Source organism: Citrobacter sp. wls716, assembly GCF_005280975.1.
In the GTDB taxonomy this organism is placed as follows: Bacteria; Pseudomonadota; Gammaproteobacteria; order Enterobacterales; family Enterobacteriaceae; genus Citrobacter; species Citrobacter youngae.
Map to the genome: position 1 here is coordinate 177,991 of NZ_SZWX01000038.1, position 22,325 is coordinate 200,315.

17 protein-coding genes are annotated in these 22,325 nt (G+C 52.9%); 12 read left to right on the plus strand and 5 right to left on the minus strand.

Features of this window, described 5'->3' with window-relative positions; genetic code table 11:
- Window position 1 precedes the first annotated feature (1 nt).
- The 3 genes from yfcC to ackA all read right to left on the minus strand — a co-directional run bounded on the left by yfcC (window position 2) and on the right by ackA (window position 5,146).
- Entirely contained in the window at window positions 2-1,522 is a 1,521-nt protein-coding gene (gene yfcC, locus FDX24_RS14415; RefSeq protein WP_116360438.1) for a putative basic amino acid antiporter YfcC, read from the minus strand.
- Between the two features lie 201 nt (window positions 1,523-1,723).
- Entirely contained in the window at window positions 1,724-3,868 is a 2,145-nt protein-coding gene (pta, locus tag FDX24_RS14420; RefSeq protein WP_137364508.1) for a phosphate acetyltransferase, read from the minus strand.
- A 75-nt stretch (window positions 3,869-3,943) separates the two neighbouring features.
- Window positions 3,944-5,146 carry an acetate kinase gene (gene ackA / locus FDX24_RS14425; protein WP_061068223.1) on the minus strand — a complete coding sequence of 401 codons (1,203 nt, stop codon included), beginning with the start codon at window positions 5,144-5,146 and terminating at the stop codon, window positions 3,944-3,946.
- Window positions 5,147-5,485: 339 nt separating this feature from the next.
- Between ackA and yfbV the strand changes: the two genes are divergently transcribed.
- From yfbV to FDX24_RS14445, 4 genes are all read left to right on the plus strand, one after another.
- Window positions 5,486-5,941 carry a terminus macrodomain insulation protein YfbV gene (gene yfbV / locus FDX24_RS14430; RefSeq protein ID WP_003028087.1) on the plus strand — a complete coding sequence of 152 codons (456 nt, stop codon included), beginning with the start codon at window positions 5,486-5,488 and terminating at the stop codon, window positions 5,939-5,941.
- Between the two features lie 83 nt (window positions 5,942-6,024).
- A complete protein-coding gene (locus FDX24_RS14435; RefSeq protein WP_003028086.1) occupies window positions 6,025-6,519 on the plus strand; it encodes a YfbU family protein in 495 nt (164 codons plus the stop codon).
- The gene (locus FDX24_RS14440) at window positions 6,512-7,189 is read left to right on the plus strand and encodes a sugar phosphatase (RefSeq protein WP_086523398.1); all 678 of its coding nucleotides are present in this window, start codon (window positions 6,512-6,514) and stop codon (window positions 7,187-7,189) included. The genes FDX24_RS14435 and FDX24_RS14440 overlap by 8 nt, the downstream gene beginning before the upstream one ends.
- A 77-nt stretch (window positions 7,190-7,266) precedes the next feature.
- A complete protein-coding gene (locus tag FDX24_RS14445) occupies window positions 7,267-9,099 on the plus strand; it encodes an SLC13 family permease (RefSeq protein WP_048211069.1) in 1,833 nt (610 codons plus the stop codon).
- Between the two features lie 101 nt (window positions 9,100-9,200).
- Here FDX24_RS14445 and yfbR read toward each other — a convergent pair whose 3' ends face one another.
- Entirely contained in the window at window positions 9,201-9,800 is a 600-nt protein-coding gene (yfbR, locus tag FDX24_RS14450) for a 5'-deoxynucleotidase (RefSeq protein ID WP_003028083.1), read from the minus strand.
- 83 nt (window positions 9,801-9,883) lie between these two features.
- Complete coding sequence (gene alaA, locus FDX24_RS14455) at window positions 9,884-11,101, minus strand: alanine transaminase AlaA (protein WP_003028082.1); 1,218 nt, start codon at window positions 11,099-11,101, stop codon at window positions 9,884-9,886.
- Window positions 11,102-12,027: 926 nt separating this feature from the next.
- Here alaA and lrhA point away from each other — a divergent pair.
- From lrhA to nuoH, 8 genes are all read left to right on the plus strand, one after another.
- On the plus strand, window positions 12,028-12,966 hold the full coding sequence (lrhA, locus tag FDX24_RS14460) for a transcriptional regulator LrhA (RefSeq protein ID WP_005129482.1): 939 nt from the start codon (window positions 12,028-12,030) through the stop codon (window positions 12,964-12,966).
- Window positions 12,967-13,592: 626 nt separating this feature from the next.
- Window positions 13,593-14,036, plus strand: a complete 444-nt coding sequence (gene nuoA / locus FDX24_RS14465; protein ID WP_040230134.1) for an NADH-quinone oxidoreductase subunit NuoA — start codon at window positions 13,593-13,595, stop codon at window positions 14,034-14,036.
- Window positions 14,037-14,051: 15 nt separating this feature from the next.
- Window positions 14,052-14,714 (plus strand): NADH-quinone oxidoreductase subunit NuoB, encoded by a 663-nt coding sequence (gene nuoB, locus FDX24_RS14470; RefSeq protein ID WP_003028075.1) that lies wholly within the window; start codon window positions 14,052-14,054, stop codon window positions 14,712-14,714.
- A gap of 85 nt (window positions 14,715-14,799) precedes the next feature.
- Window positions 14,800-16,602 carry an NADH-quinone oxidoreductase subunit C/D gene (nuoC, locus tag FDX24_RS14475; RefSeq protein ID WP_075551358.1) on the plus strand — a complete coding sequence of 601 codons (1,803 nt, stop codon included), beginning with the start codon at window positions 14,800-14,802 and terminating at the stop codon, window positions 16,600-16,602.
- A 2-nt stretch (window positions 16,603-16,604) separates the two neighbouring features.
- Window positions 16,605-17,105, plus strand: a complete 501-nt coding sequence (gene nuoE, locus FDX24_RS14480; protein WP_003028069.1) for an NADH-quinone oxidoreductase subunit NuoE — start codon at window positions 16,605-16,607, stop codon at window positions 17,103-17,105.
- The gene (gene nuoF, locus FDX24_RS14485; protein WP_005129472.1) at window positions 17,102-18,439 is read left to right on the plus strand and encodes an NADH-quinone oxidoreductase subunit NuoF; all 1,338 of its coding nucleotides are present in this window, start codon (window positions 17,102-17,104) and stop codon (window positions 18,437-18,439) included. Before nuoE ends, nuoF begins: the two co-directional genes overlap by 4 nt.
- A gap of 183 nt (window positions 18,440-18,622) precedes the next feature.
- Window positions 18,623-21,349 carry an NADH-quinone oxidoreductase subunit NuoG gene (nuoG, locus tag FDX24_RS14490; protein WP_137364509.1) on the plus strand — a complete coding sequence of 909 codons (2,727 nt, stop codon included), beginning with the start codon at window positions 18,623-18,625 and terminating at the stop codon, window positions 21,347-21,349.
- Window positions 21,346-22,323 carry an NADH-quinone oxidoreductase subunit NuoH gene (gene nuoH, locus FDX24_RS14495; protein ID WP_003028063.1) on the plus strand — a complete coding sequence of 326 codons (978 nt, stop codon included), beginning with the start codon at window positions 21,346-21,348 and terminating at the stop codon, window positions 22,321-22,323. The genes nuoG and nuoH overlap by 4 nt, the downstream gene beginning before the upstream one ends.
- Window positions 22,324-22,325 lie beyond the last annotated feature (2 nt).

The window sequence follows — 22,325 nt, forward strand, 5'->3', positions numbered from 1 at the left end:
TTTAATGGTAGCCCATTATCTGCGCGCCAATCACCACCACGCTGGACATAATAAACAGCAGTCCCAACAGCGTGGCGCCTACCTTCAGCCAGTTACGAAAATCCACCCGACAAACGCCTAACGTTGCCATCAGTGATGCCGACGTAGGATAGATAATATGACTGAATCCGTCACCAAACTGGAATGCCAGAACGGTGACCTGACGGTTGACGCCAACCAGATCGCCCAACGGTGCCAGCAGCGGCATGGTCAACGCAGCCTGACCGGAGCCGGAGGTAACGAAGAAATTGAATACCGCCTGGAACAGCAGCATAAACCACGCCGCAATGGCGTTATCCAGACCGCTAATGCCGTTGGCGATGCTGTGCAGCAGGGTATTCAGTACGCTGGCATCGCCCGCTTCACCATTGCCTACCAGCAGCAATATCCCCTTGGCAAAACCGACCAGCAGGGCAGGGGCAATCATCATGCGCGCACCCTCAGTGAATGAGGAGGCCATAATGTTGACCGTCATGCCGTTGAGCCGAAACACAACGCCGATAATGCCAATAACCAGACCCATGGTGAAAAACTGGCTGGCAATCTCCGGGATAAACCACGCGTGGACGATAACGCCCCAAATGACCCACACGATCACGCCCGTCAGCACCATCAGTACCAGCCAGTCGCCGAGCGTGAAGCGGCGCTCAATGACCTCATCCTGCTGTTCGCGGAAGAAGCGGTCAGATTCATGCACGCGTGACAGCAGCGGATTCTTTTTGATGCGCGCGGCGTAGGCCAGCGTGAATGTCAGGCCGATCATCGTCGCCACAACCCACACCACGATGCGCAGACCCGAACCCGAGAGCACAGGGACACCGGCAATACCCTGTGCGACAACCACACAGAATGGGTTCATCCACGAACTGGCAAAGCCAATTTGGGTGGCAATGTAGGTCACCAGTACGGTGGTGATACTGTCGTAACCTAAGCGTACCATCAGCGGCGCGATGATAATGGCAAAGGCGACAGCCTCTTCCCCCATGCCAAATACCGCGCCACCCAATGAGAAGAGAATAAACAGCACCGGGATAAACAAGACCTCGTTACCCCGGGTATGGCGGATGAGCGCCAGGATGCCGTTATCAATGGTTCCGGTGCGCATCACGATGCCAAACGCGCCGCCAATCACCAGCATAAACATAATGATGCCAACGGCAGTACCGAATTTAGAGCCGGAGGTTAACCCTTCAAACGGGAAGTTCATCAGGCCTGGACTTTCGTCACCGGTGGTAAAGAACTTAACCGGGTGATACTGCTCTTCACCGGCTTCATTGGTCAGAATTCGGAATGAGTGGGGATCAACAACCTTGCGGGTCTTGGTTTGCCCATCAACCTGATACTGCACTTCCTGACTGTCGAACATCCCGACGGGAACAACCCAGGTCGCCAGACTGGTTAAAATGGCGACGAAAAAAATTATCACCAGCGTGTCGGGCATCGCCCACTTTTTGGCTGACCGTGTTTCTGTTACTGCTGACATGAAAGACTATCCCTGTTGCAATGCAAAAGAGGGTAAGTATGCAAACAGGAGAATAGTTATTCATTGATGCAGCGCATCCTGGTAAATGTTTCAGATTATGCAAACGGGAAAAACAGATATAAAAAAACCGGAAATATTAGCTATTTCCGGTTTGATAAGCAGGATGTGTTGCCGGATAAAGCATCCGGCACACGCAGCAAATTACTGCTGCTGCTGGGAAGACTGGATCGCGGTCAGAGCGATGGTGTAGACGATATCGTCTACCAGCGCGCCACGAGACAGGTCGTTCACCGGCTTGCGCATACCCTGCAGCATCGGCCCGATGGAGATCAGGTCGGCAGAACGCTGTACCGCTTTGTAGGTGGTGTTACCGGTGTTCAGATCCGGGAAGATGAACACGGTAGCGCGACCTGCAACCGGAGAGTTCGGCGCTTTGGATTTTGCTACATCAGCCATAACGGCGGCGTCATACTGCAGCGGGCCGTCGATCATCAGGTCAGGACGTTTTTCCTGTGCCAGACGAGTCGCTTCACGTACTTTCTCTACGTCGCTACCTGCACCAGAAGTACCGGTGGAGTAGGAGAGCATTGCTACGCGCGGTTCGATACCGAAGGCAATCGCGGATTCAGCGGACTGAATCGCGATTTCTGCCAGCTGTTCTGCGGTTGGATCCGGGTTGATCGCGCAGTCGCCGTAAACGTAAACCTGATCCGGCAGCAGCATGAAGAACACAGAAGACACCAGGGAACTACCCGGTGCAGTTTTGATCAGCTGCAGCGGTGGACGAATGGTATTCGCGGTAGTGTGAACGGCACCGGAAACCAGACCGTCAACGTCGTCCTGTTCCAGCATCAGGGTGCCGAGAACGACGTTGTCTTCCAGCTGTTCGCGGGCAACGGTTTCGGTCATACCTTTGTTCTTACGCAGCTCGACCAGGCGTGCAACGTAGCTTTCGCGAACCACATCCGGGTCAACGATTTCAACGCCAGCGCCCAGCTCAACGCCCTGAGACGCTGCAACACGGGTGATTTCATCCGGGTTACCCAGCAGCACGCAGGTTGCAATACCGCGTTCAGCACAGATAGCCGCCGCTTTAACGGTACGCGGTTCGTCGCCTTCTGGCAGAACAACGCGTTTGCCCGCTTTACGCGCCAGTTCGGTCAACTGGTAGCGGAACGCTGGTGGAGACAGACGACGGCTGCGCTCAGACGTTGCGGTCAGAGATTCAACCCAGTCGGCGTTGATGTAGTTAGCAACGTATTCCTGAACTTTCTCAATACGCTCGTGATCGTCAACCGGAACTTCCAGGTTGAAGCTCTGCAGGCTCAGAGAGGTCTGCCAGGTATTGGTGTTGACCATGAATACCGGCAGGCCAGTTTCGAATGCACGTTCGCACAGTTTAGTGATGCGCGCGTCCATTTCATAGCCGCCAGTCAGCAGCAGGGCGCCGATTTCCACGCCGTTCATCGCTGCCAGGCATGCAGCAACCAGCACGTCCGGACGGTCAGCGGAAGTCACCAGCAGAGAACCTGCGCGGAAGTGTTCCAGCATGTGCGGAATGCTGCGTGCGCAGAAAGTCACAGACTTCACGCGACGGGTATTGATATCGCCTTCGTTCACGATGGTGGCGTTCAGGTGACGCGCCATATCGATTGCACGGGTGGCGATCAGATCGAAGCTCCACGGCACCGCGCCCAGAACCGGCAGCGGGCTGGACTCCTGCAGTTTAGCCGGATCAACTTTGATCACTTTCGCTTTGGAAGAGTCGTCGAAAATCTCAGACAGATCCGGGCGAGTACGGCCCTGCTCATCAACCGGTGCGTTCAGTTTGTTAACGATTACGCCGGTGATGTTGGTGTTTTTCGCGCCGCCGAAGCTGCTGCGAGTCAGTTCAATACGCTCGTTCAGCTGTTCCGGGGTATCGGTACCCTGAGACATGACGAAGACGATTTCCGCGTTCAGCGTTTTCGCGATTTCGTAGTTCAGAGACTGCGCGAACTGATGTTTACGGGTTGGGACCAGGCCTTCAACCAGTACAACTTCAGCGTCTTTAGTGTTCGCGTGATAGTTCGCGATAATCTCTTCCATCAGCACATCTTTCTGATTGCTGGACAGCAGAGATTCAACGTGGCTCATCTTCAGCGGCTCAGCGGCTGGCAGAGAAGAGTTAGCACGCACGATGCTGGTAGTCTGGTCAGGCGCATCGCCACCGGCACGAGGCTGAGCGATAGGCTTAAAGACGCTCAGACGAACGCCTTTGCGTTCCATAGCACGGATAACGCCAAGGCTGACGCTGGTCAGGCCGACGCTAGTTCCGGTAGGGATCAGCATAATAATACGGGACACGGTTTATCCTCTTTCGTTACCGCCAATTTAGACGGGTTACAAAACAGCACCGCCAGCTAGGCTGGCGGTGTGAAATCAGGCAGTCAGACGGCTCGCGTCTTGCGCGATAACCAGTTCTTCGTTGGTTGGGATAACCACCGCAGGACGGGTACCTTCTTTGTTGATGAAACCAGATTTGCCGAAACGTGCGGCCAGGTTACGTTCGTGGTCAACTTCGAAGCCCAGAACGCCCAGTTTGCCCAGAGACAGTTCACGAACCATCGCGGCGTTTTCACCAATGCCACCGGTGAAGACAACCGCATCCAGACGACCATCCATCAGCGCGGTGTAGGAACCGATGTATTTCGCCAGACGGTGGCAGTAAACGTCCATTGCACGTTTAGCGTCTTCTTTGGTGGTGTAGTTGTCTTCAACATAACGGCAGTCGCTGGTGACTTCAGTCAGACCCAGCAGGCCAGACTCTTTGGTCAGCATTTTGTTGATCTGGTCAACGCTCATGCCCAGGGTGTCGTGCAGGTGGAAGATGATCGCCGGGTCGATGTCACCGGAACGCGTACCCATCACCAGACCTTCCAGCGGGGTCAGACCCATGGAGGTATCAACACATTTACCGTTACGGATTGCAGAAACAGAACCGCCGTTGCCCAGGTGGCAAGTGATGATGTTCAGTTCATCAACCGGTTTGTTCAGCATTTTTGCCGCTTCCTGAGTCACGAAGAAGTGGCTGGTACCGTGCGCGCCGTAACGACGAATGCCATGCTCTTTGTACAGGCTGTACGGCAGGGCATAGAGGTAAGATTCTTCCGGCATAGTCTGATGGAACGCGGTGTCGAATACGGCCACGTTTTTGTCTTTCAGATTCGGGAAGGATTTCAGCGCTTCAGCGATACCGATCAGGTGTGCAGGGTTGTGCAACGGTGCAAAAGAGGCTGCATCTTTGATACCCTGAATAACGGAATCGTCGATAACTACAGAGCCGGTGTATTTTTCGCCGCCGTGAACAACACGGTGACCAATCGCAGTCAGCTGAGCAGACAGTTCTGGTTTTTGTGCCAGAATAGTATTAACGATAAAATTCAGCGCTTCACTGTGAGCGGCGCCTGCACCTAAAGCCGCTTCTTGTTTACCGCCATCCATTTTCCATTTGATACGTGCTTCTGGGAGATGGAAACATTCGGCTAAACCAGAAAGGTATTCTTCACCGTTTACTGCATCGATGATGGCAAATTTCAGTGAGGAGCTACCGCAGTTCAGAACCAGTACTAACTTACTCGACATGGAAGTACCTATTTATGATACGTGGCTAAAAAAACGTCAGGGAGTCATAGAGCGTAGCGCATGATGACACCGACGTTTATGATTAACATCATGCGCCAGGGTCTTTTTGGGCACGATGGAATAAATACCTTTGAGTCTATGTCATTTTGCGTATTTTTCAGCCAATGGCATACTATGTGTCAATTTGACGACTCAATGATTTTGGACTAAAGGCCTTACAGGCCGGCACAGGATACCTGAATGTGGGTATCAAAGACAAAATGTTTTGAACGATGTCCTTTGTAGTTGTTGTTTTGCACAAATTTTTTAATTTTTATATGTGAAGTTGAGGTAACCGCCATGTCGACACCGGATAATCGTTCCGTCAATTTTTTTAGCTTGTTCCGCCGGGGGCAGCACTACGCGAAGACGTGGCCAATGGAAAAGCGCCTCGCGCCCGTGTTTGTAGAGAACCGCGTGATCCGTATGACACGTTACGCAATCCGTTTTATGCCGCCTATCGCCGTCTTCACCTTATGCTGGCAAATTGCGTTGGGTGGTCAGTTGGGACCGGCTGTGGCGACCGCGCTGTTTGCGCTGAGCCTGCCAATGCAGGGCATGTGGTGGTTGGGTAAGCGCTCCGTGACACCGCTGCCGCCTTCGATTCTCAACTGGTTCTACGAAGTTCGGGGGAAATTACAAGAAGCCGGACAGGCGTTATCGCCGGTTGAAGGGAAGCCTGATTACCAGGCGCTGGCTGACACGCTTAAGCGTGCCTTCAAACAACTGGATAAAACTTTCCTCGATGATTTGTAATTGACCCCTGATTACGCATATAAAAGAAGGCACAAGATGCCTTCTTTTTTTTCATCGCAGTAGTAGTGATACAGGAGTCCCAAATGGAAATGACCAACGCTCAACGTCTGATTTTGTCGAATCAGTACAAAATGATGACTATGCTCGATCCCACTAACGCCGAGCGTTATCGTCGTTTGCAGACGATTATTGAACGCGGATACGGTTTGCAGATGCGCGAGCTGGATCGTGAGTTTGGTGAGCTGACGGAAGAAACCTGCCGTACGATTATCGATATTATGGAGATGTATCACGCATTACATGTGTCCTGGACTAATCTTAAGGATGCACAGGCCATTGATGAGCGCCGCGTGACCTTCCTCGGTTTTGACGCCGCAACGGAAGCCCGTTTCCTCGGATACGTTCGCTTTATGGTCAATGTGGAAGGTCGCTATACCCACTTTGATGCGGGTACGCATGGCTTCAACGCCCAGACCCCGATGTGGGAAAAATATCAGCGTATGTTGAACGTCTGGCACTCTTGCCCGCGCCAGTATCACCTGAGCGCGAATGAAATTAACCAAATCATTAATGCCTGAGGGGGCGAGCGTGCAGTGCAAAGGTTTTCTGTTTGATCTGGATGGAACGCTGGTCGATTCCTTACCCGCAGTAGAACGCGCGTGGTGCAACTGGGCCGATCGTTTTGGCCTCGATCACGACGAGGTGCTCGGCTTTATTCATGGCAAGCAGGCCATTACCTCTCTGCGACACTTTATGGTGGGCAAATCTGAGGCTGAGATCGCTGCGGAGTTCACCCGTCTTGAGCAGATCGAAGCGACGGAAACCGCTGGGATCACCGCGCTGCCGGGGGCTGTTGAGTTGCTCAACCACCTCAATAAAGCGGGTATTCCTTGGGCGATTGTGACCTCCGGTTCTATGCCAGTCGCACGAGCGCGCCATCGTGTTGCTGGTCTTCCCGCGCCTGAAGTGTTTGTTACAGCTGAGCGGGTAAAAAGAGGGAAACCAGAACCAGACGCTTATCTGTTAGGCGCTCAACTGCTGGGTCTCGCACCGCAAGAGTGTACCGTGGTTGAAGATGCGCCCGCTGGGGTGCTTTCAGGACTGGCGGCTGGGTGTCATGTGATCGCGGTCAATGCGCCTGCGGACACGCCGCGCCTGGATGAGGTCGACTTTTCGTTGACCAGTCTGGAACAGATTTCCGTGACCAAGCAACCCAACGGAAATGTGGTCGTAGTAAGAAATACCTGATCATGATTTAGCCCCAGATTGTTGGGGCTTTTTTATGGCAGAATCAGTCCATCCCTCTCATTTAACAAGGATATGTTGTGAACGGTGAATTGATATGGGTTCTCTCATTGTTGGCGATTGCCGTCGTTTTGTTTGCCACTGGCAGAGTGCGTATGGATGCAGTTGCTCTGTTGGTCATCATTGCCTTTGTTCTGAGTGGAACACTGAGCATCTCAGAGGCTTTTTCGGGTTTCAGCGATCCTAACGTTATTTTGATTGCGGCTTTATTTATCATTGGTGACGGCCTGGTGCGTACCGGGGTGGCAACGGTGATGGGGGCATGGCTGGTGAAGGTGGCCGGCAGTAGTGAAGTCAAAATGCTGGTTTTGCTGATGATCACCGTCGCCGGGCTCGGTGCCTTTATGAGTTCCACTGGCGTAGTCGCGATTTTTATTCCTGTTGTTTTAAGCGTATCTATGCGCATGCAAACCTCGCCCTCGCGTCTGATGATGCCGCTTAGCTTCGCGGGGCTTATCAGCGGCATGATGACGCTGGTGGCGACGCCGCCCAACCTGGTCGTCAACAGTGAGTTACTGCGCGAGGGACTCAACGGTTTCAGCTTTTTCAGCGTGACCCCGCTTGGGCTGGTTGTTCTGGTGCTCGGCATCATTTACATGCTGCTGATGCGTTTTATGCTCAAAGGTGAGGACTCCGGGCAACAGGGGGATGGCTGGAAACGCCGGACCTTTCGCGATCTTATCAAAGAGTATCGTCTGACGGGGCGCGCCCGCCGCCTGGCTATTCGTCCCGGCTCGCCGATGATTGGCCAGCGTCTTGACGACCTGAAGCTGCGTGAGCGCTACGGGGCGAACGTGATTGGTGTTGAGCGCTGGCGTCGCTTTCGGCGCGTGATTGTGGACGTTAATGGGGTCTCTGAGTTCCGTGCCCGTGACGTTTTGCTCATTGATATGTCCGCCGCTGATGTCGATCTGCGCGAATTCTGCAGTGAACAATTGCTGGAGCCGATGGTGCTGCGCGGCGAGTATTTTTCCGAACAGGCGCTTGATGTGGGGATGGCTGAGATTTCGTTGATCCCGGAATCAGAATTAATCGGTAAAACGGTAAGGGAAATCGCGTTTCGTACGCGTTACGGCCTGAATGTCGTCGGGGTGAAGCGTGATGGTACGGCGATGGACGGCGCGGTAGTGGATGAACCGTTGCTGATGGGCGATATCATTCTGGTCGTGGGTAACTGGAAACTTATCACATCGTTGGGTAAAAAAGGCCGCGACTTTGTGGTGTTGAACATGCCGGTAGAAGTCAGTGAAGCGTCTCCGGCACACAGCCAGGCACCGCACGCGATTTTCTGCCTGGTTCTGATGGTTGCGTTAATGCTGACGGATGAAATACCCAATACGGTGGCCGCAATTATCGCCTGCCTGTTGATGGGGAAATTCCGGTGTATTGATGCAGAGAGCGCCTATAAGGCGATCCACTGGCCAAGCATTATCTTGATCGTCGGGATGATGCCTTTCGCGCTGGCTTTACAAAAGACTGGCGGTGTCGATCTGGTGGTAAAAGGACTCATGGACGTCGGTGGGGGATATGGCCCGTACATGATGCTGGGTTGTCTGTTTGTCCTGTGTGCGACCATTGGTTTATTTATCTCGAATACCGCAACAGCGGTGCTGATGGCACCGATTGCGCTGGCGGCGGCAAAGTCGATGGGCGTTTCGCCGTATCCTTTTGCGATGGTGATTGCGATGGCGGCTTCCGCCGCCTTTATGACGCCGGTGTCTTCACCTGTTAACACGCTGGTGTTGGGGCCGGGTAACTACAGCTTTAGCGACTTCGTGAAGATTGGCGTACCGTTTACGGTGATTGTCATGGCAGTGTGCGTGGTGATGATCCCGATGCTGTTCCCGTTTTGACCGCCGCAGTAAACGCCTGATGGCGATGCGCTTATCAGGCCTACGGATATCACGCTACCTGTAGGCCGGATAAGGCGTTAGCCGCCATCCGGCAAAATCGTTTAAAGCGGTGAATCCTGGCTGATTTCATCTAATGAAAGGTGAAAGCTTGGGACGAACACGTCCATAAAGTAGTCCATCTCTTCGCTGCGTCGTGACTCCAGCGTTTTTTCCAGACGTGTTTTCGCCAGCAGAAACTCGTTGTTACCGGCTGAGAGTTCTTCCAGGCACTTCAGATACGCGCACAGGGCATCGGCCTGTTTAACAATCGATCTTTCTTCTTCACTTAAGGCATGTTCATCAATGAGCGGTGCAAAAATATCGCGCAACTCATCGGGAACCATATCGACCAGTTTTTGCTGGGCAATTTTCTCTATCGCTTTATATTCCTGAGCAATCTGCGAGTTGAAATATTTCACTGGGGTAGGGAGATCGCCGGTTAACACCTCTGACGCATCGTGATACATCGCCAGCAGGGCAATACGCTCAGCATTTACCTGACCACCAAATTTACGGTTTTTGATCGCGGCCAGCGCATGAGCAACCATGGCAACCTGCAGACTGTGTTCAGACACGTTTTCGGTGCGCACGTTGCGCATCAGCGGCCAGCGGTTAATGAGTTTCAGACGGGAGAGGTGGGCAAAAAAGTGGCTCTGCTTCATAACGACCCTTACTCAGTGACTTCAGTAACGGTATTTTGCGCAGAGAGTGCTACCGGATGCAAACCCGGTAGCACTTTGCGTGGTTACAGCTGGCGATACCCTGACAGGAAGCGCTCGAATTTACTTAGCGACATTTCGATATCGTCAATACGCGGCAGTGTGACGATACGGAAATGATCCGGCCACGGCCAGTTGAAAGCCGTTCCCTGAACCAGCAGGACTTTTTCCTGCAGCAGAAAGTCGAGAACCATCTTCTGGTCGTCGTGAATATTGAAGCGTTTGGCATCAATTTTCGGGAACATATACAGCGCGCCGCGTGGCTTCACGCAGGAGACGCCCGGAATATCATTAAGTAATTCCCAGGCCCGGTTGCGCTGTTCATACAAACGTCCGCCTGGCATGATAAATTCGCTGATGCTCTGGTATCCACCCAGCGCGGTTTGAATGGCGTGTTGCGCTGGAACGTTGGCGCATAAACGCATGGAGGCCAACATTTCAAGACCTTCAATATACCCTTTGGCATGTTTCTTCGGTCCGTTCAGTACCATCCAACCCTGGCGGAACCCCGCAACACGATAAGTTTTTGACAGGCCATTGAAGGTAATAGTCAGCAGATCCGGGGCCATTGCCGCAATTGAGTGATGCTCGGCATCATCATAGAGAATTTTGTCATAAATCTCGTCAGCAAAGATAATGAGGTTGTTCTGGCGAGCAATCTCAACTATCTCCATCAGCAGCTCTTTAGAGTAAACGGCGCCGGTAGGGTTGTTTGGGTTAATGATGACGATCCCACGAGTGCGCGGGGTGATTTTTGCCCGAATATCATCAAGGTCCGGGAACCAGTCTGACGATTCATCACACAGGTAGTGCACGGCATTACCGCCAGAGAGCGATACTGCCGCTGTCCACAGCGGGTAATCAGGTGCAGGAACCAGCATTTCGTCCCCACTGTTCAGCAACGCCTGCATCGCCTGAACGATTAATTCAGAAACGCCGTTACCGATATAAATGTCCTCCACGGTAACATCGCGCATCCCGCGGGCCTGGTAATGCTGCATGATCGCTTTGCGGGCTGAATAAAGACCTTTTGAATCGCAATACCCTTGTGCGGTAGGCAAATTGCGGATCACATCGACCAGAATTTCATCTGGTGCTTCAAACCCGAATGGCGCAGGGTTGCCGATGTTGAGTTTCAGAACTTTATTGCCTTCTTCTTCCAGGCGCTTTGCTTCCTTCAGAACCGGGCCACGAATGTCATAACAGACATTTTCTAATTTGCTGGATTTTTCAATGGGGGACATGAATCTTGACCTTTTTAGCTGTGAATGCCACTCCCTGCCGTGGAAGTCAGCACAGAACAATGTACTCCCCCGACGGTGAGTTTTGAAGGGTCTTTAGTAGAAGATTTCGAAAGTTGCGATGTTATAATTAACTGTTAATAACTAAATAATGAAATTAATATAGAATTATAATCTTGATATTTTTGATTTTGTGGTTATATGTTTCGATGTGGCGGCTAGGGTATGGTGATTTGTTTTGGTAAAAATAGTGAGATGTGCAAAACGGGGCGCGGTCGGGAGTATCTGCTGTATTGCGCAATTCGAAAATACTGAGGTTTGAGCCTGACAAACTGTTATCGGCCTGATCTGACAACGACGCGGTGTGAATCTATTGTTAAGTATAATTAATGAATGGTGGCATTCTTAATTAATTATTATTTAATATTTAAACAGTATTTATTGAACGCGTTAATAATACGAAAACTGCCAGTCTGAGTTATCACCTTTTTGCTTCGATTAATTCGCGATAACACTTATAAATATAGTGGTTTTAGGTTAAGATAAGTCCCATGAAATGGTACGCAACTTGTGTTTTGCGATAATTCTAATGTTAGTTAAGAGTTTCTAACATACTGAAAAGTTAGTTTTTAATGTGTAAATTAGTGTTCGTTAACTATTTTTCAAATTTACAAAATTTACATGTTTTCCATTAGTCAGAATCATCCAACAGCTAAAAAAATGACTCTTTCTCGTTGCTATATTCCGATGAGTGTCACGGGTATTATATAGCGCTGAAAGGGAATTGTTTCGTTTGTTAAAGCAAATACATCCTTATTTTCACCTGGTTACACCTGGTGAAACTGCGAGGGAGGCCCATTACAAATGGAGTTGTTTGTTTCTGAATGCACAGCATTAACCCGGTATGACCCGCGAGTAAGTGAAAAATTATGATAAATGCAAATCGTCCGATAATTAACCTCGATCTCGATCTGCTGAGAACCTTCGTTGCCGTTGCCGATCTGAATACCTTCGCGGCTGCGGCAGCTGCGGTATGTCGCACTCAGTCTGCGGTGAGTCAGCAAATGCAACGTCTCGAACAACTTGTGGGGAAAGAGTTGTTCGCGCGCCATGGACGTAACAAACTACTGACCGAGCATGGGATTCAGTTGCTGGGTTACGCCAGAAAAATATTGCGTTTTAATGATGAGGCATGCTCATCATTGATGTTTAACAATCTTCAGGGAGTGTTAACTATTGGCGCTTCTGATGAGTCAGCGGATACTATCCTTCCTTTTCTGCTGAACCGGATAAGTTCGGTTTATCCGAAGCTTGCGCTGGATGTCAGAGTGAAACGCAACGCTTACATGGTGGATATGCTGAAGTCACAAGACGTTGATCTGGTGGTGACAACCAACCGGCCAGGCGATTTTGAGTGTCTGAATCTGCGTACCTCACCTACGCACTGGTATTGTGCGGCCGAATATATTTTACAAAAAGGTGAGCCGGTGCCGCTGGTGCTGCTGGATGATCCGAGTCCGTTCCGCGATATGGTACTGGCAACGCTGAACGCTGCACAGATCCCGTGGCGTCTGGCCTATGTTGCTTCAACATTAGCGGCTGTTCGTGCGGCAGTGAAGGCGGGGTTGGGCGTGACTGCCCGTCCTGTAGAAATGATGAGCCCGGATTTACGCGTACTGGGCGCGGCGGACGGATTGCCACCGTTGCCGGAAACGGAGTACTTGCTGTGCTGCGACCCTGCATCACAAAATGAGCTGGCTCAGGTGATCTTTAAGTCGATGCAGACCTATCAAAATCCCTGGCAATACAACCAGTTTACCCCTGAAGGGGGAGACGATTCGCTGATTGTCGAAGGCGACTTTGAGTGATGTACCATAAATAATCGTTATAAAATGTAAGTGCAAAAAAGAGTCGCTGGTGATGAAAAAACATCCGGTGGCTCTTTTTTTATGCAAATAATGGTCGGAGATGGCATTTTGTATACCAAAACTTAACAAAATCAGTAGGTAAAAAAATCACCTACAAATAATGCAAAAAACAATCACTCGAGGCGCTATTCATTTTCATGTTAAAAAACTAGAGAAATTGTTGCTGTTTTTTATGGTGAATTAACAAAAGCGTGTCACAGATCAAGAAAATACTCCCATTTAGGGGGAGGCATCTGTGTGAATTCCTGTCAAAATAGACGGGTATCATTTTTTTACTTCACTACGGACACGATTCAACAACATTAAAAATGACCGATGACGCGATCGAAATGGGTCTAAATAGCACTTTATGTTAATGGTGTTGGAGTTGTGTAAAATAATGTGAGGAAACTTTTGTTAAAGTTGACAAAAGGTTATAGAAAGGAGTAAAAAACCCCATCAATTAGCTGTCTAAAATGATTTTTCACAGTGATTGTAAGGTTTTTTTTATTCCTCCCCATGAATCGATGTGGCGTTCATCTGCCGAAAAGAGCAGAGAATTTGGCGCTACTTTTGATGAGTAAGCAATGAGTATGTCAACATCCACTGAAGTCATCGCTCATCACTGGGCATTCGCTATCTTTCTTATTGTCGCCATTGGCCTGTGCTGCCTGATGCTCGTCGGCGGCTGGTTTTTAGGTGGTCGCGCGCGCGCGAGATCTAAAAACGTGCCGTTTGAATCAGGTATCGACTCGGTCGGCACCGCCCGCTTGCGCCTGTCTGCCAAGTTTTATCTGGTAGCCATGTTCTTCGTTATCTTCGACGTTGAAGCGCTGTATCTGTTCGCATGGTCAACCTCTATCCGTGAAAGCGGTTGGATTGGCTTTGTGGAAGCTGCAATTTTTATTTTTGTGTTACTGGCAGGTCTGGTTTATCTGGTGCGTATTGGCGCGCTGGACTGGACGCCCGCGCGTTCACGCCGCGAGCGTATGAACCCGGAAACGAACAGTATCGCTAATCGTCAACGCTAACCGCGAGGCATTAAGATGGATTATACGCTCACCCGCATAGATCCTAACGGTGAGAACGACCGTTACCCCCTGCAAAAACAGGAGATCGTAACCGACCCCCTGGAGCAGGAAGTTAACAAAAACGTGTTCATGGGCAAACTGCATGACATGGTTAACTGGGGCCGTAAAAACTCAATTTGGCCATATAACTTTGGCCTGTCCTGCTGCTACGTAGAGATGGTGACCTCGTTTACCGCCGTGCATGACGTGGCCCGTTTTGGTGCAGAAGTATTGCGTGCATCGCCGCGTCAGGCTGACCTGATGGTCGTAGCCGGAACCTGCTTCACCAAAATGGCACCGGTTATTCAGCGCCTCTACGATCAGATGCTGGAACCGAAATGGGTTATTTCCATGGGCGCCTGCGCCAACTCCGGCGGTATGTACGATATCTACTCGGTAGTGCAGGGCGTTGATAAATTTATTCCGGTCGATGTGTACATCCCGGGATGCCCGCCGCGTCCGGAAGCGTACATGCAGGCACTGATGCTGCTGCAAGATTCCATTGGCAAAGAACGCCGTCCGCTCTCCTGGGTGGTTGGCGATCAGGGCGTTTATCGCGCCAATATGCAGTCAGAACGCGAGCGTAAACGCGGCGAACGTATTGCTGTAACGAATCTTCGTACACCAGACGAGATTTAATTTGCGCCTGTCGGCAGCAGCACTTCCTTCGCTTACCACTACATAAATAGCGCGAAGCACTGCCGACCACCACGGACCATTTGCAATGGTGAACAATATGACCGACTTAACCGCGCAAGACGCCGTATGGCAAACACGGGATCACCTTGATGACCCGGTCATTGGCGAACTGCGCAACCGTTTTGGGCCGGATGCCTTTACCGTTCAGGCTACTCGCACTGGGGTACCCGTTGTCTGGGTCAAGCGTGAACAGTTACTCGAAGTTGGCGATTTCTTAAAGAGACTGCCGAAACCTTACGTCATGCTGTTTGACTTACACGGCATGGACGAACGTCTGCGTACGCACCGCGAAGGGTTACCCGCCGCGGATTTTTCCGTTTTCTATCACCTGATCTCCATTGAACGCAATCGCGATATCATGCTCAAGGTGGCTTTGTCTGAAAACGATCTGCGCGTACCGACTTTCACCAAACTGTTCCCGAACGCCAACTGGTATGAGCGTGAAACCTGGGAAATGTTTGGCATCGACATCGAAGGTCACCCGCACCTGACGCGTCTGCTGATGCCGCATACCTGGGAAGGCCATCCGCTGCGTAAAGACTACCCGGCGCGTGCGACCGAATTTGACCCGTTTGAGCTGACTAAAGCCAAACAGGATCTGGAAATGGAAGCGCTGACCTTCAAACCTGAAGACTGGGGCATGAAGCGTAGCACCGAAAACGAGGACTTTATGTTCCTCAACCTCGGTCCTAACCACCCGTCTTCCCATGGTGCGTTCCGTATTGTCCTGCAGCTTGATGGCGAAGAAATCGTCGACTGCGTACCTGACATCGGCTACCACCACCGTGGCGCTGAAAAGATGGGCGAACGTCAGTCCTGGCACAGCTACATTCCGTATACTGACCGTATCGAGTACCTCGGTGGCTGCGTGAACGAAATGCCGTACGTGCTGGCAGTCGAAAAGCTGGCGGGTATTACCGTACCGGATCGCGTCAACGTGATTCGCGTCATGCTGTCTGAACTGTTCCGTATCAACAGCCACCTGCTGTACATCTCCACGTTCATTCAGGACGTCGGCGCGATGACTCCGGTATTTTTCGCCTTTACCGACCGTCAGAAAATCTATGACGTTGTGGAAGCGATCACCGGTTTCCGTATGCACCCGGCCTGGTTCCGTATCGGCGGTGTGGCACACGATCTGCCGCGCGGTTGGGACAAACTGCTGCGTGATTTCCTCGACTGGATGCCAAAACGTCTGGATTCTTACGAGAAAGCCGCACTGCGTAACACCATCCTGAAAGGCCGTTCGCAGGGCGTTGCCGCTTACGGCAAGAAAGAAGCGCTGGACTGGGGCTGTACCGGTGCTGCGCTGCGTGCGACCGGTATTGATTTCGACGTGCGTAAAGCGCGTCCGTACTCTGGCTACGAAAACTTTGACTTTGAAGTCCCGGTTGGCGGCGGTGTGTCCGACTGCTATACCCGCGTGATGCTGAAAGTTGAAGAGCTGCGCCAGAGTCTGCGCATCCTTGAGCAGTGCCTCAATAACATGCCGGAAGGCCCGTTCAAAGCGGATCACCCGCTGACGACGCCGCCGCCGAAAGAGCGCACGCTGCAACATATCGAAACCCTGATCACCCACTTCCTGCAGGTTTCGTGGGGACCGGTTATGCCGGCAAACGAGTCCTTCCAGATGGTGGAAGCGACCAAGGGTATCAACAGTTACTACCTGACCAGCGATGGCAGCACCATGAGTTATCGTACCCGTATCCGTACCCCGAGCTATGCGCACCTGCAGCAGATCCCGGTAGCGGTACGTGGCAGCCTGGTGTCCGACCTGATCGTCCATCTGGGTAGTATCGATTTTGTTATGTCAGATGTGGACCGCTAATTATGCACGAGAACCAACAACCACAAACCGAGGCTTTTGAGCTGAGTGCGGCTGAGCGTGAAGCGATTGAGCACGAGAAGCACCACTACGAAGACCCGCGTGCGGCGTCCATTGAAGCGCTGAAAATCGTTCAGAAGCAGCGTGGCTGGGTGCCGGATGGGGCGATCTACGCGATCGCTGACGTGCTGGGTATCCCGGCAAGCGACGTCGAAGGTGTTGCGACATTCTACAGCCAGATCTTCCGCCAGCCGGTCGGTCGCCACGTGATCCGCTATTGCGACAGCGTCGTGTGCCATATCAATGGCTACCAGGGGATCCAGGCTGCGCTTGAGAAAAAACTCAACATCAAGCCGGGGCAGACGACTTTTGATGGTCGCTTTACGCTGCTGCCGACCTGTTGCCTGGGGAACTGCGACAAGGGGCCGAATATGATGATCGATGAAGATACTCACGCTCATCTGACCCCGGAAGGCATTCCCGAACTGCTGGAGCGGTATAAATGAAAGACATTATCCGTACTCCCGAAACGCATCCGCTGACCTGGCGTCTGCGTGATGACAAACAGCCGGTATGGCTGGACGAATATCGTAGCAAGAACGGTTATGAAGGTGCGCGTAAGGCCCTGACCGGGCTGTCACCGGATGAAATCGTCAACCAGGTAAAAGACGCTGGCCTGAAAGGGCGCGGCGGCGCAGGCTTTTCCACCGGTCTGAAGTGGAGCCTGATGCCGAAAGACGAATCCATGAACATCCGTTACCTGCTGTGTAACGCCGATGAAATGGAACCCGGCACCTATAAAGACCGCTTGTTGATGGAACAGCTGCCGCACCTGCTGGTGGAAGGCATGCTGATCTCCGCGTTTGCGCTGAAAGCGTACCGTGGTTACATCTTCCTGCGCGGTGAATATATCGAAGCGGCTGTGCATCTGCGCCGCGCGATTGCCGAAGCGACCGAAGCCGGTCTGCTTGGCAAAAACATCATGGGCACCGGTTTCGATTTCGAACTGTTTGTGCACACCGGGGCAGGGCGTTACATCTGCGGTGAAGAAACTGCACTGATTAACTCCCTCGAAGGTCGCCGTGCGAACCCGCGCTCCAAGCCGCCGTTCCCGGCAAGCTCTGGTGCATGGGGTAAACCGACCTGCGTTAACAACGTCGAAACCCTGTGTAACGTACCGGCTATCCTCGCAAACGGCGTGGAGTGGTACCAGAACATTTCGAAGAGCAAAGACGCGGGCACCAAACTGATGGGCTTCTCTGGTCGCGTGAAGAATCCGGGACTGTGGGAGCTGCCGTTCGGCACTACTGCGCGTGAAATCCTCGAAGATTACGCGGGCGGCATGCGCGATGGCCTGAAGTTCAAAGCCTGGCAGCCGGGCGGCGCGGGGACTGACTTCCTGACTGAAGCACATCTCGACCTGCCGATGGAATTCGAAAGCATTGGTAAAGCCGGTAGCCGTCTGGGCACCGCGCTGGCGATGGCGGTTGACCACGAGATTGGCATGGTTGGGCTGGTGCGTAACCTCGAAGAGTTCTTTGCCCGCGAGTCCTGTGGCTGGTGTACGCCGTGCCGTGATGGTCTGCCGTGGAGTGTGAAAATTCTGCGTGCGCTGGAGCGTGGCGAAGGCCAGCCTGGGGATATCGAGACACTTGAGCAACTGTGTCGTTTCCTCGGCCCGGGTAAAACCTTCTGTGCACACGCACCGGGTGCGGTGGAACCGCTACAGAGCGCCATTAAATATTTCCGCGAAGAATTCGAAGCTGGCATCAAGCAGACCTTCAGCAATACCCACGCTATTGGTGGTATTCAGCCGAACCTGCTGAAAGAGCGCTGGTAAACGTTTTACGCGAAAGCATTCAAGATGCGTCAAGGCGGCAACCGAGAGAACCCCTGAGCTTACTAAAGTAAGTGACTGGGGTGAGCGAGGGAAGCCAACGCCGAGGCAGCTTGAAGGATAAAGCGGAAAAGAAATTCGATTAACGCTTGGTCACTGACCGAGCCAACTGGAAGCATGCTGACTATGGCTACGATTCATGTAGACGGCAAAGAATATGAGGTCAATGGAGCGGACAACCTGCTGGAAGCTTGTCTGTCTCTCGGCCTTGATATTCCATACTTTTGCTGGCACCCGGCGCTAGGCAGCGTCGGTGCTTGCCGCCAGTGTGCGGTGAAGCAATATCAGAACGCGGAAGACACGCGTGGTCGCCTGGTGATGTCTTGTATGACACCGGCCACCGAAGGTACCTTTATTTCTATTGATGACGAAGAAGCGAAGCAGTTCCGCGAAAGCGTCGTCGAGTGGTTGATGACCAACCACCCGCACGACTGCCCGGTCTGCGAAGAGGGCGGTAACTGCCACCTTCAGGATATGACCGTCATGACTGGTCATAGCTTCCGTCGCTACCGCTTCACGAAGCGTACACACCGCAACCAGGATTTGGGGCCGTTCATCTCTCACGAAATGAACCGCTGCATCGCCTGCTATCGCTGCGTGCGTTACTACAAAGATTACGCCGATGGCACGGATCTGGGCGTTTATGGCGCACATGACAATGTCTACTTCGGTCGTCCGGAAGACGGTACGCTTGAGAGCGAATTCTCCGGTAACCTGGTAGAAATTTGCCCGACCGGCGTCTTCACCGATAAAACGCACTCCGAGCGTTATAACCGTAAATGGGACATGCAGTTTGCGCCGAGCATCTGCCAGCAGTGTTCCATCGGCTGTAACACCAGCCCGGGCGAGCGCTACGGTGAACTGCGTCGTATCGAAAACCGCTACAACGGTACCGTTAACCACTACTTCCTTTGCGACCGTGGTCGTTTCGGCTATGGTTACGTGAACCTGAAAGACCGTCCGCGTCAGCCAGTACAGCGTCGTGGCGATGACCTGATCACGCTGAACGCCGAGCAGGCGATGCAGGGCGCGGCAGATATTCTGCGTCAGTCGAAGAAAGTGATTGGTATCGGCTCTCCGCGCGCCAGTGTTGAGAGCAACTTCGCGCTGCGTGAACTGGTCGGTGCGGATAACTTCTATACCGGTATCGCCCAGGGTGAGCAGGAACGTCTGCAACTGGCGCTGAGCGTGCTGCGTGACGGCGGTATTCATACCCCGGCACTGCGTGAAATAGAATCTTACGACGCCGTTCTGGTACTGGGCGAAGATGTCACCCAAACCGGTGCGCGTGTTGCGCTGGCGGTGCGTCAGGCGGTGAAAGGTAAAGCTCGCGAAATGGCGGCGGCACAAAAAGTGGCCGACTGGCAGATCGCAGCAATCCTTAACATCGGCCAGCGTGCTAAGCATCCGCTGTTCGTTACCAATGTCGATAACACCCGCCTGGATGATATCGCCGCTTGGACCTATCGTGCACCGGTTGAAGATCAGGCGCGTTTAGGTTTCGCTATCGCTCATGCGCTGGATAACAACGCGCCGGCGGTTGACGGTATCGACCGTGACCTGCAGAACAAAATTGACGTTATCGTTCAGGCACTGACCGGGGCGAAGAAACCACTGATTATTTCCGGCACTAACGCCGGTAGCGCTGAGGTGATTCAGGCTGCTGCCAACGTGGCGAAAGCGCTGAAAGGCCGTGGTGCAGACGTCGGCATCACCATGATTGCTCGCTCGGTTAACAGCATGGGCCTCGGCATGATGGGTGGTGGTTCTCTTGACGATGCGCTGACCGAGCTGGAAACAGGTCGCGCTGACGCCGTTGTGGTGCTGGAAAATGACCTGCATCGCCATGCTTCAGCCGCCCGCGTTGATGCCGCGCTGGCGAAAGCGCCGCTGGTACTGGTTGTTGACCATCAGCGTACGGCAATTATGGAAAACGCCCATCTGGTGCTTTCCGCTGCAAGCTTCGCCGAAAGCGATGGTACGGTGATTAACAACGAAGGCCGCGCCCAGCGTTTCTTCCAGGTCTATGACCCATCCTACTACGACAGCAACACCGTAATGCTGGAAAGCTGGCGCTGGCTGCACTCGCTGCACAGCACCGTGCAGAGCCGTGAAGTGGACTGGACGCAGCTCGACCACGTTATCGACGCGGTCGTTGAGAAGTTGCCGCAACTGGCGGGCATTAAAGATGCCGCGCCGGACGCAAGCTTCCGTATCCGTGGACAGAAGCTGGCGCGTGAACCGCACCGCTACAGTGGGCGTACCGCAATGCGCGCCAACATCAGTGTACACGAACCGCGCCAGCCGCAGGACAAAGACACCATGTTCGCTTTCTCGATGGAAGGTAACAACCAGCCGTCTGCGCCGCGTTCACAAATTCCGTTTGCCTGGGCTCCGGGCTGGAACTCCCCACAGGCGTGGAACAAGTTCCAGGATGAAGTGGGCGGTAAACTGCGTCATGGCGATCCGGGCGTGCGTCTGATCGAAGCTTCTGCGGATGGTATGGATTACTTCACTACCGTTCCGGCGAGCTTCCAGGCTCAGGATGGTCAGTGGCGTATCGCGCCGTACTACCATCTGTTTGGCAGTGACGAAATGTCCCAGCGTGCGCCGGTCTTCCAGACCCGTATGCCGCAGCCGTACATCAAACTCAACCCGGCTGATGCCGCGAAGTTGGGTGTTAATGCCGGTACGCGCGTTTCTTTCAGCTACGATGGCAACACGGTTACGCTGCCGGTTGAAATCGCTGAAGGATTAACGGCAGGGCAGGTTGGTTTGCCGATGGGCATGCCTGGCATCGCGCCGGTTCTGGCAGGTGCGCGTCTTGAGGATCTGCAGGAGGCACAACAATGAGTTGGATTACACCCGATCTGATTGAGATCCTGCTGAGCATCCTCAAAGCGGTGGTGATCCTGCTGGTGGTGGTCACCTGCGGGGCATTCATGAGCTTTGGCGAACGCCGTCTGCTGGGTCTGTTCCAGAACCGTTACGGACCGAACCGTGTTGGCTGGGGCGGTTCGCTCCAGCTGGTTGCGGACATGATCAAGATGTTCTTTAAAGAAGACTGGATCCCGAAATTCTCGGATCGCGTCATCTTTACCCTGGCACCGATGATCGCCTTTACCTCGCTGCTGCTGGCTTTCGCCATTGTGCCGGTGAGTCCGAACTGGGTAGTGGCCGACCTGAACATCGGGATCCTGTTCTTCCTGATGATGGCGGGCCTCGCGGTCTACGCGGTGCTGTTCGCCGGCTGGTCCAGTAACAACAAATACTCCCTGCTCGGTGCGATGCGTGCGTCTGCGCAGACCCTGAGCTACGAAGTGTTCCTCGGACTTTCCCTGATGGGCGTGGTGGCGCAGGCCGGTTCATTTAACATGACCGACATCGTCAACAACCAGGCTGATATCTGGAACGTCATTCCGCAGTTCTTTGGTTTTGTCACCTTTGCCATCGCGGGCGTGGCGGTGTGTCACCGTCACCCGTTTGACCAGCCAGAAGCCGAGCAGGAGCTGGCCGACGGTTACCACATTGAATATTCCGGTATGAAATTCGGTCTGTTCTTCGTCGGTGAGTACATTGGTATCGTCACCATTTCTGCGCTGATGGTTACTCTGTTCTTCGGTGGCTGGCATGGCCCGTTCTTACCGCCATTCGTCTGGTTCGCGCTGAAAACCGCGTTCTTCATGATGATGTTCATTTTGATTCGTGCGTCGTTACCGCGTCCTCGTTATGACCAGGTAATGTCCTTCGGCTGGAAAGTCTGTCTGCCGCTGACGCTCGTCAACTTGCTGGTAACGGCGGCTGTCATTCTCTGGCAGGCGCAATAAGG

Excerpts from the sequence above, each read along its gene's own strand:
- yfcC (WP_116360438.1), bottom strand. The coding sequence starts at position 1,522 with ATGTCAGCAGTAACAGAAACACGGTCAGCCAAAAAGTGGGCGATGCCC.
- ackA (WP_061068223.1), bottom strand. The coding sequence starts at position 5,146 with ATGTCGAGTAAGTTAGTACTGGTTCTGAACTGCGGTAGCTCCTCACTG.
- yfbV (WP_003028087.1), top strand. The coding sequence starts at position 5,486 with ATGTCGACACCGGATAATCGTTCCGTCAATTTTTTTAGCTTGTTCCGC.
- FDX24_RS14435 (WP_003028086.1), top strand. The coding sequence starts at position 6,025 with ATGGAAATGACCAACGCTCAACGTCTGATTTTGTCGAATCAGTACAAA.
- FDX24_RS14440 (WP_086523398.1), top strand. The coding sequence starts at position 6,512 with ATGCCTGAGGGGGCGAGCGTGCAGTGCAAAGGTTTTCTGTTTGATCTG.
- yfbR (WP_003028083.1), bottom strand. The coding sequence starts at position 9,800 with ATGAAGCAGAGCCACTTTTTTGCCCACCTCTCCCGTCTGAAACTCATT.
- alaA (WP_003028082.1), bottom strand. The coding sequence starts at position 11,101 with ATGTCCCCCATTGAAAAATCCAGCAAATTAGAAAATGTCTGTTATGAC.
- lrhA (WP_005129482.1), top strand. The coding sequence starts at position 12,028 with ATGATAAATGCAAATCGTCCGATAATTAACCTCGATCTCGATCTGCTG.
- nuoA (WP_040230134.1), top strand. The coding sequence starts at position 13,593 with ATGAGTATGTCAACATCCACTGAAGTCATCGCTCATCACTGGGCATTC.
- nuoB (WP_003028075.1), top strand. The coding sequence starts at position 14,052 with ATGGATTATACGCTCACCCGCATAGATCCTAACGGTGAGAACGACCGT.
- nuoC (WP_075551358.1), top strand. The coding sequence starts at position 14,800 with ATGGTGAACAATATGACCGACTTAACCGCGCAAGACGCCGTATGGCAA.
- nuoE (WP_003028069.1), top strand. The coding sequence starts at position 16,605 with ATGCACGAGAACCAACAACCACAAACCGAGGCTTTTGAGCTGAGTGCG.
- nuoF (WP_005129472.1), top strand. The coding sequence starts at position 17,102 with ATGAAAGACATTATCCGTACTCCCGAAACGCATCCGCTGACCTGGCGT.
- nuoG (WP_137364509.1), top strand. The coding sequence starts at position 18,623 with ATGGCTACGATTCATGTAGACGGCAAAGAATATGAGGTCAATGGAGCG.
- nuoH (WP_003028063.1), top strand. The coding sequence starts at position 21,346 with ATGAGTTGGATTACACCCGATCTGATTGAGATCCTGCTGAGCATCCTC.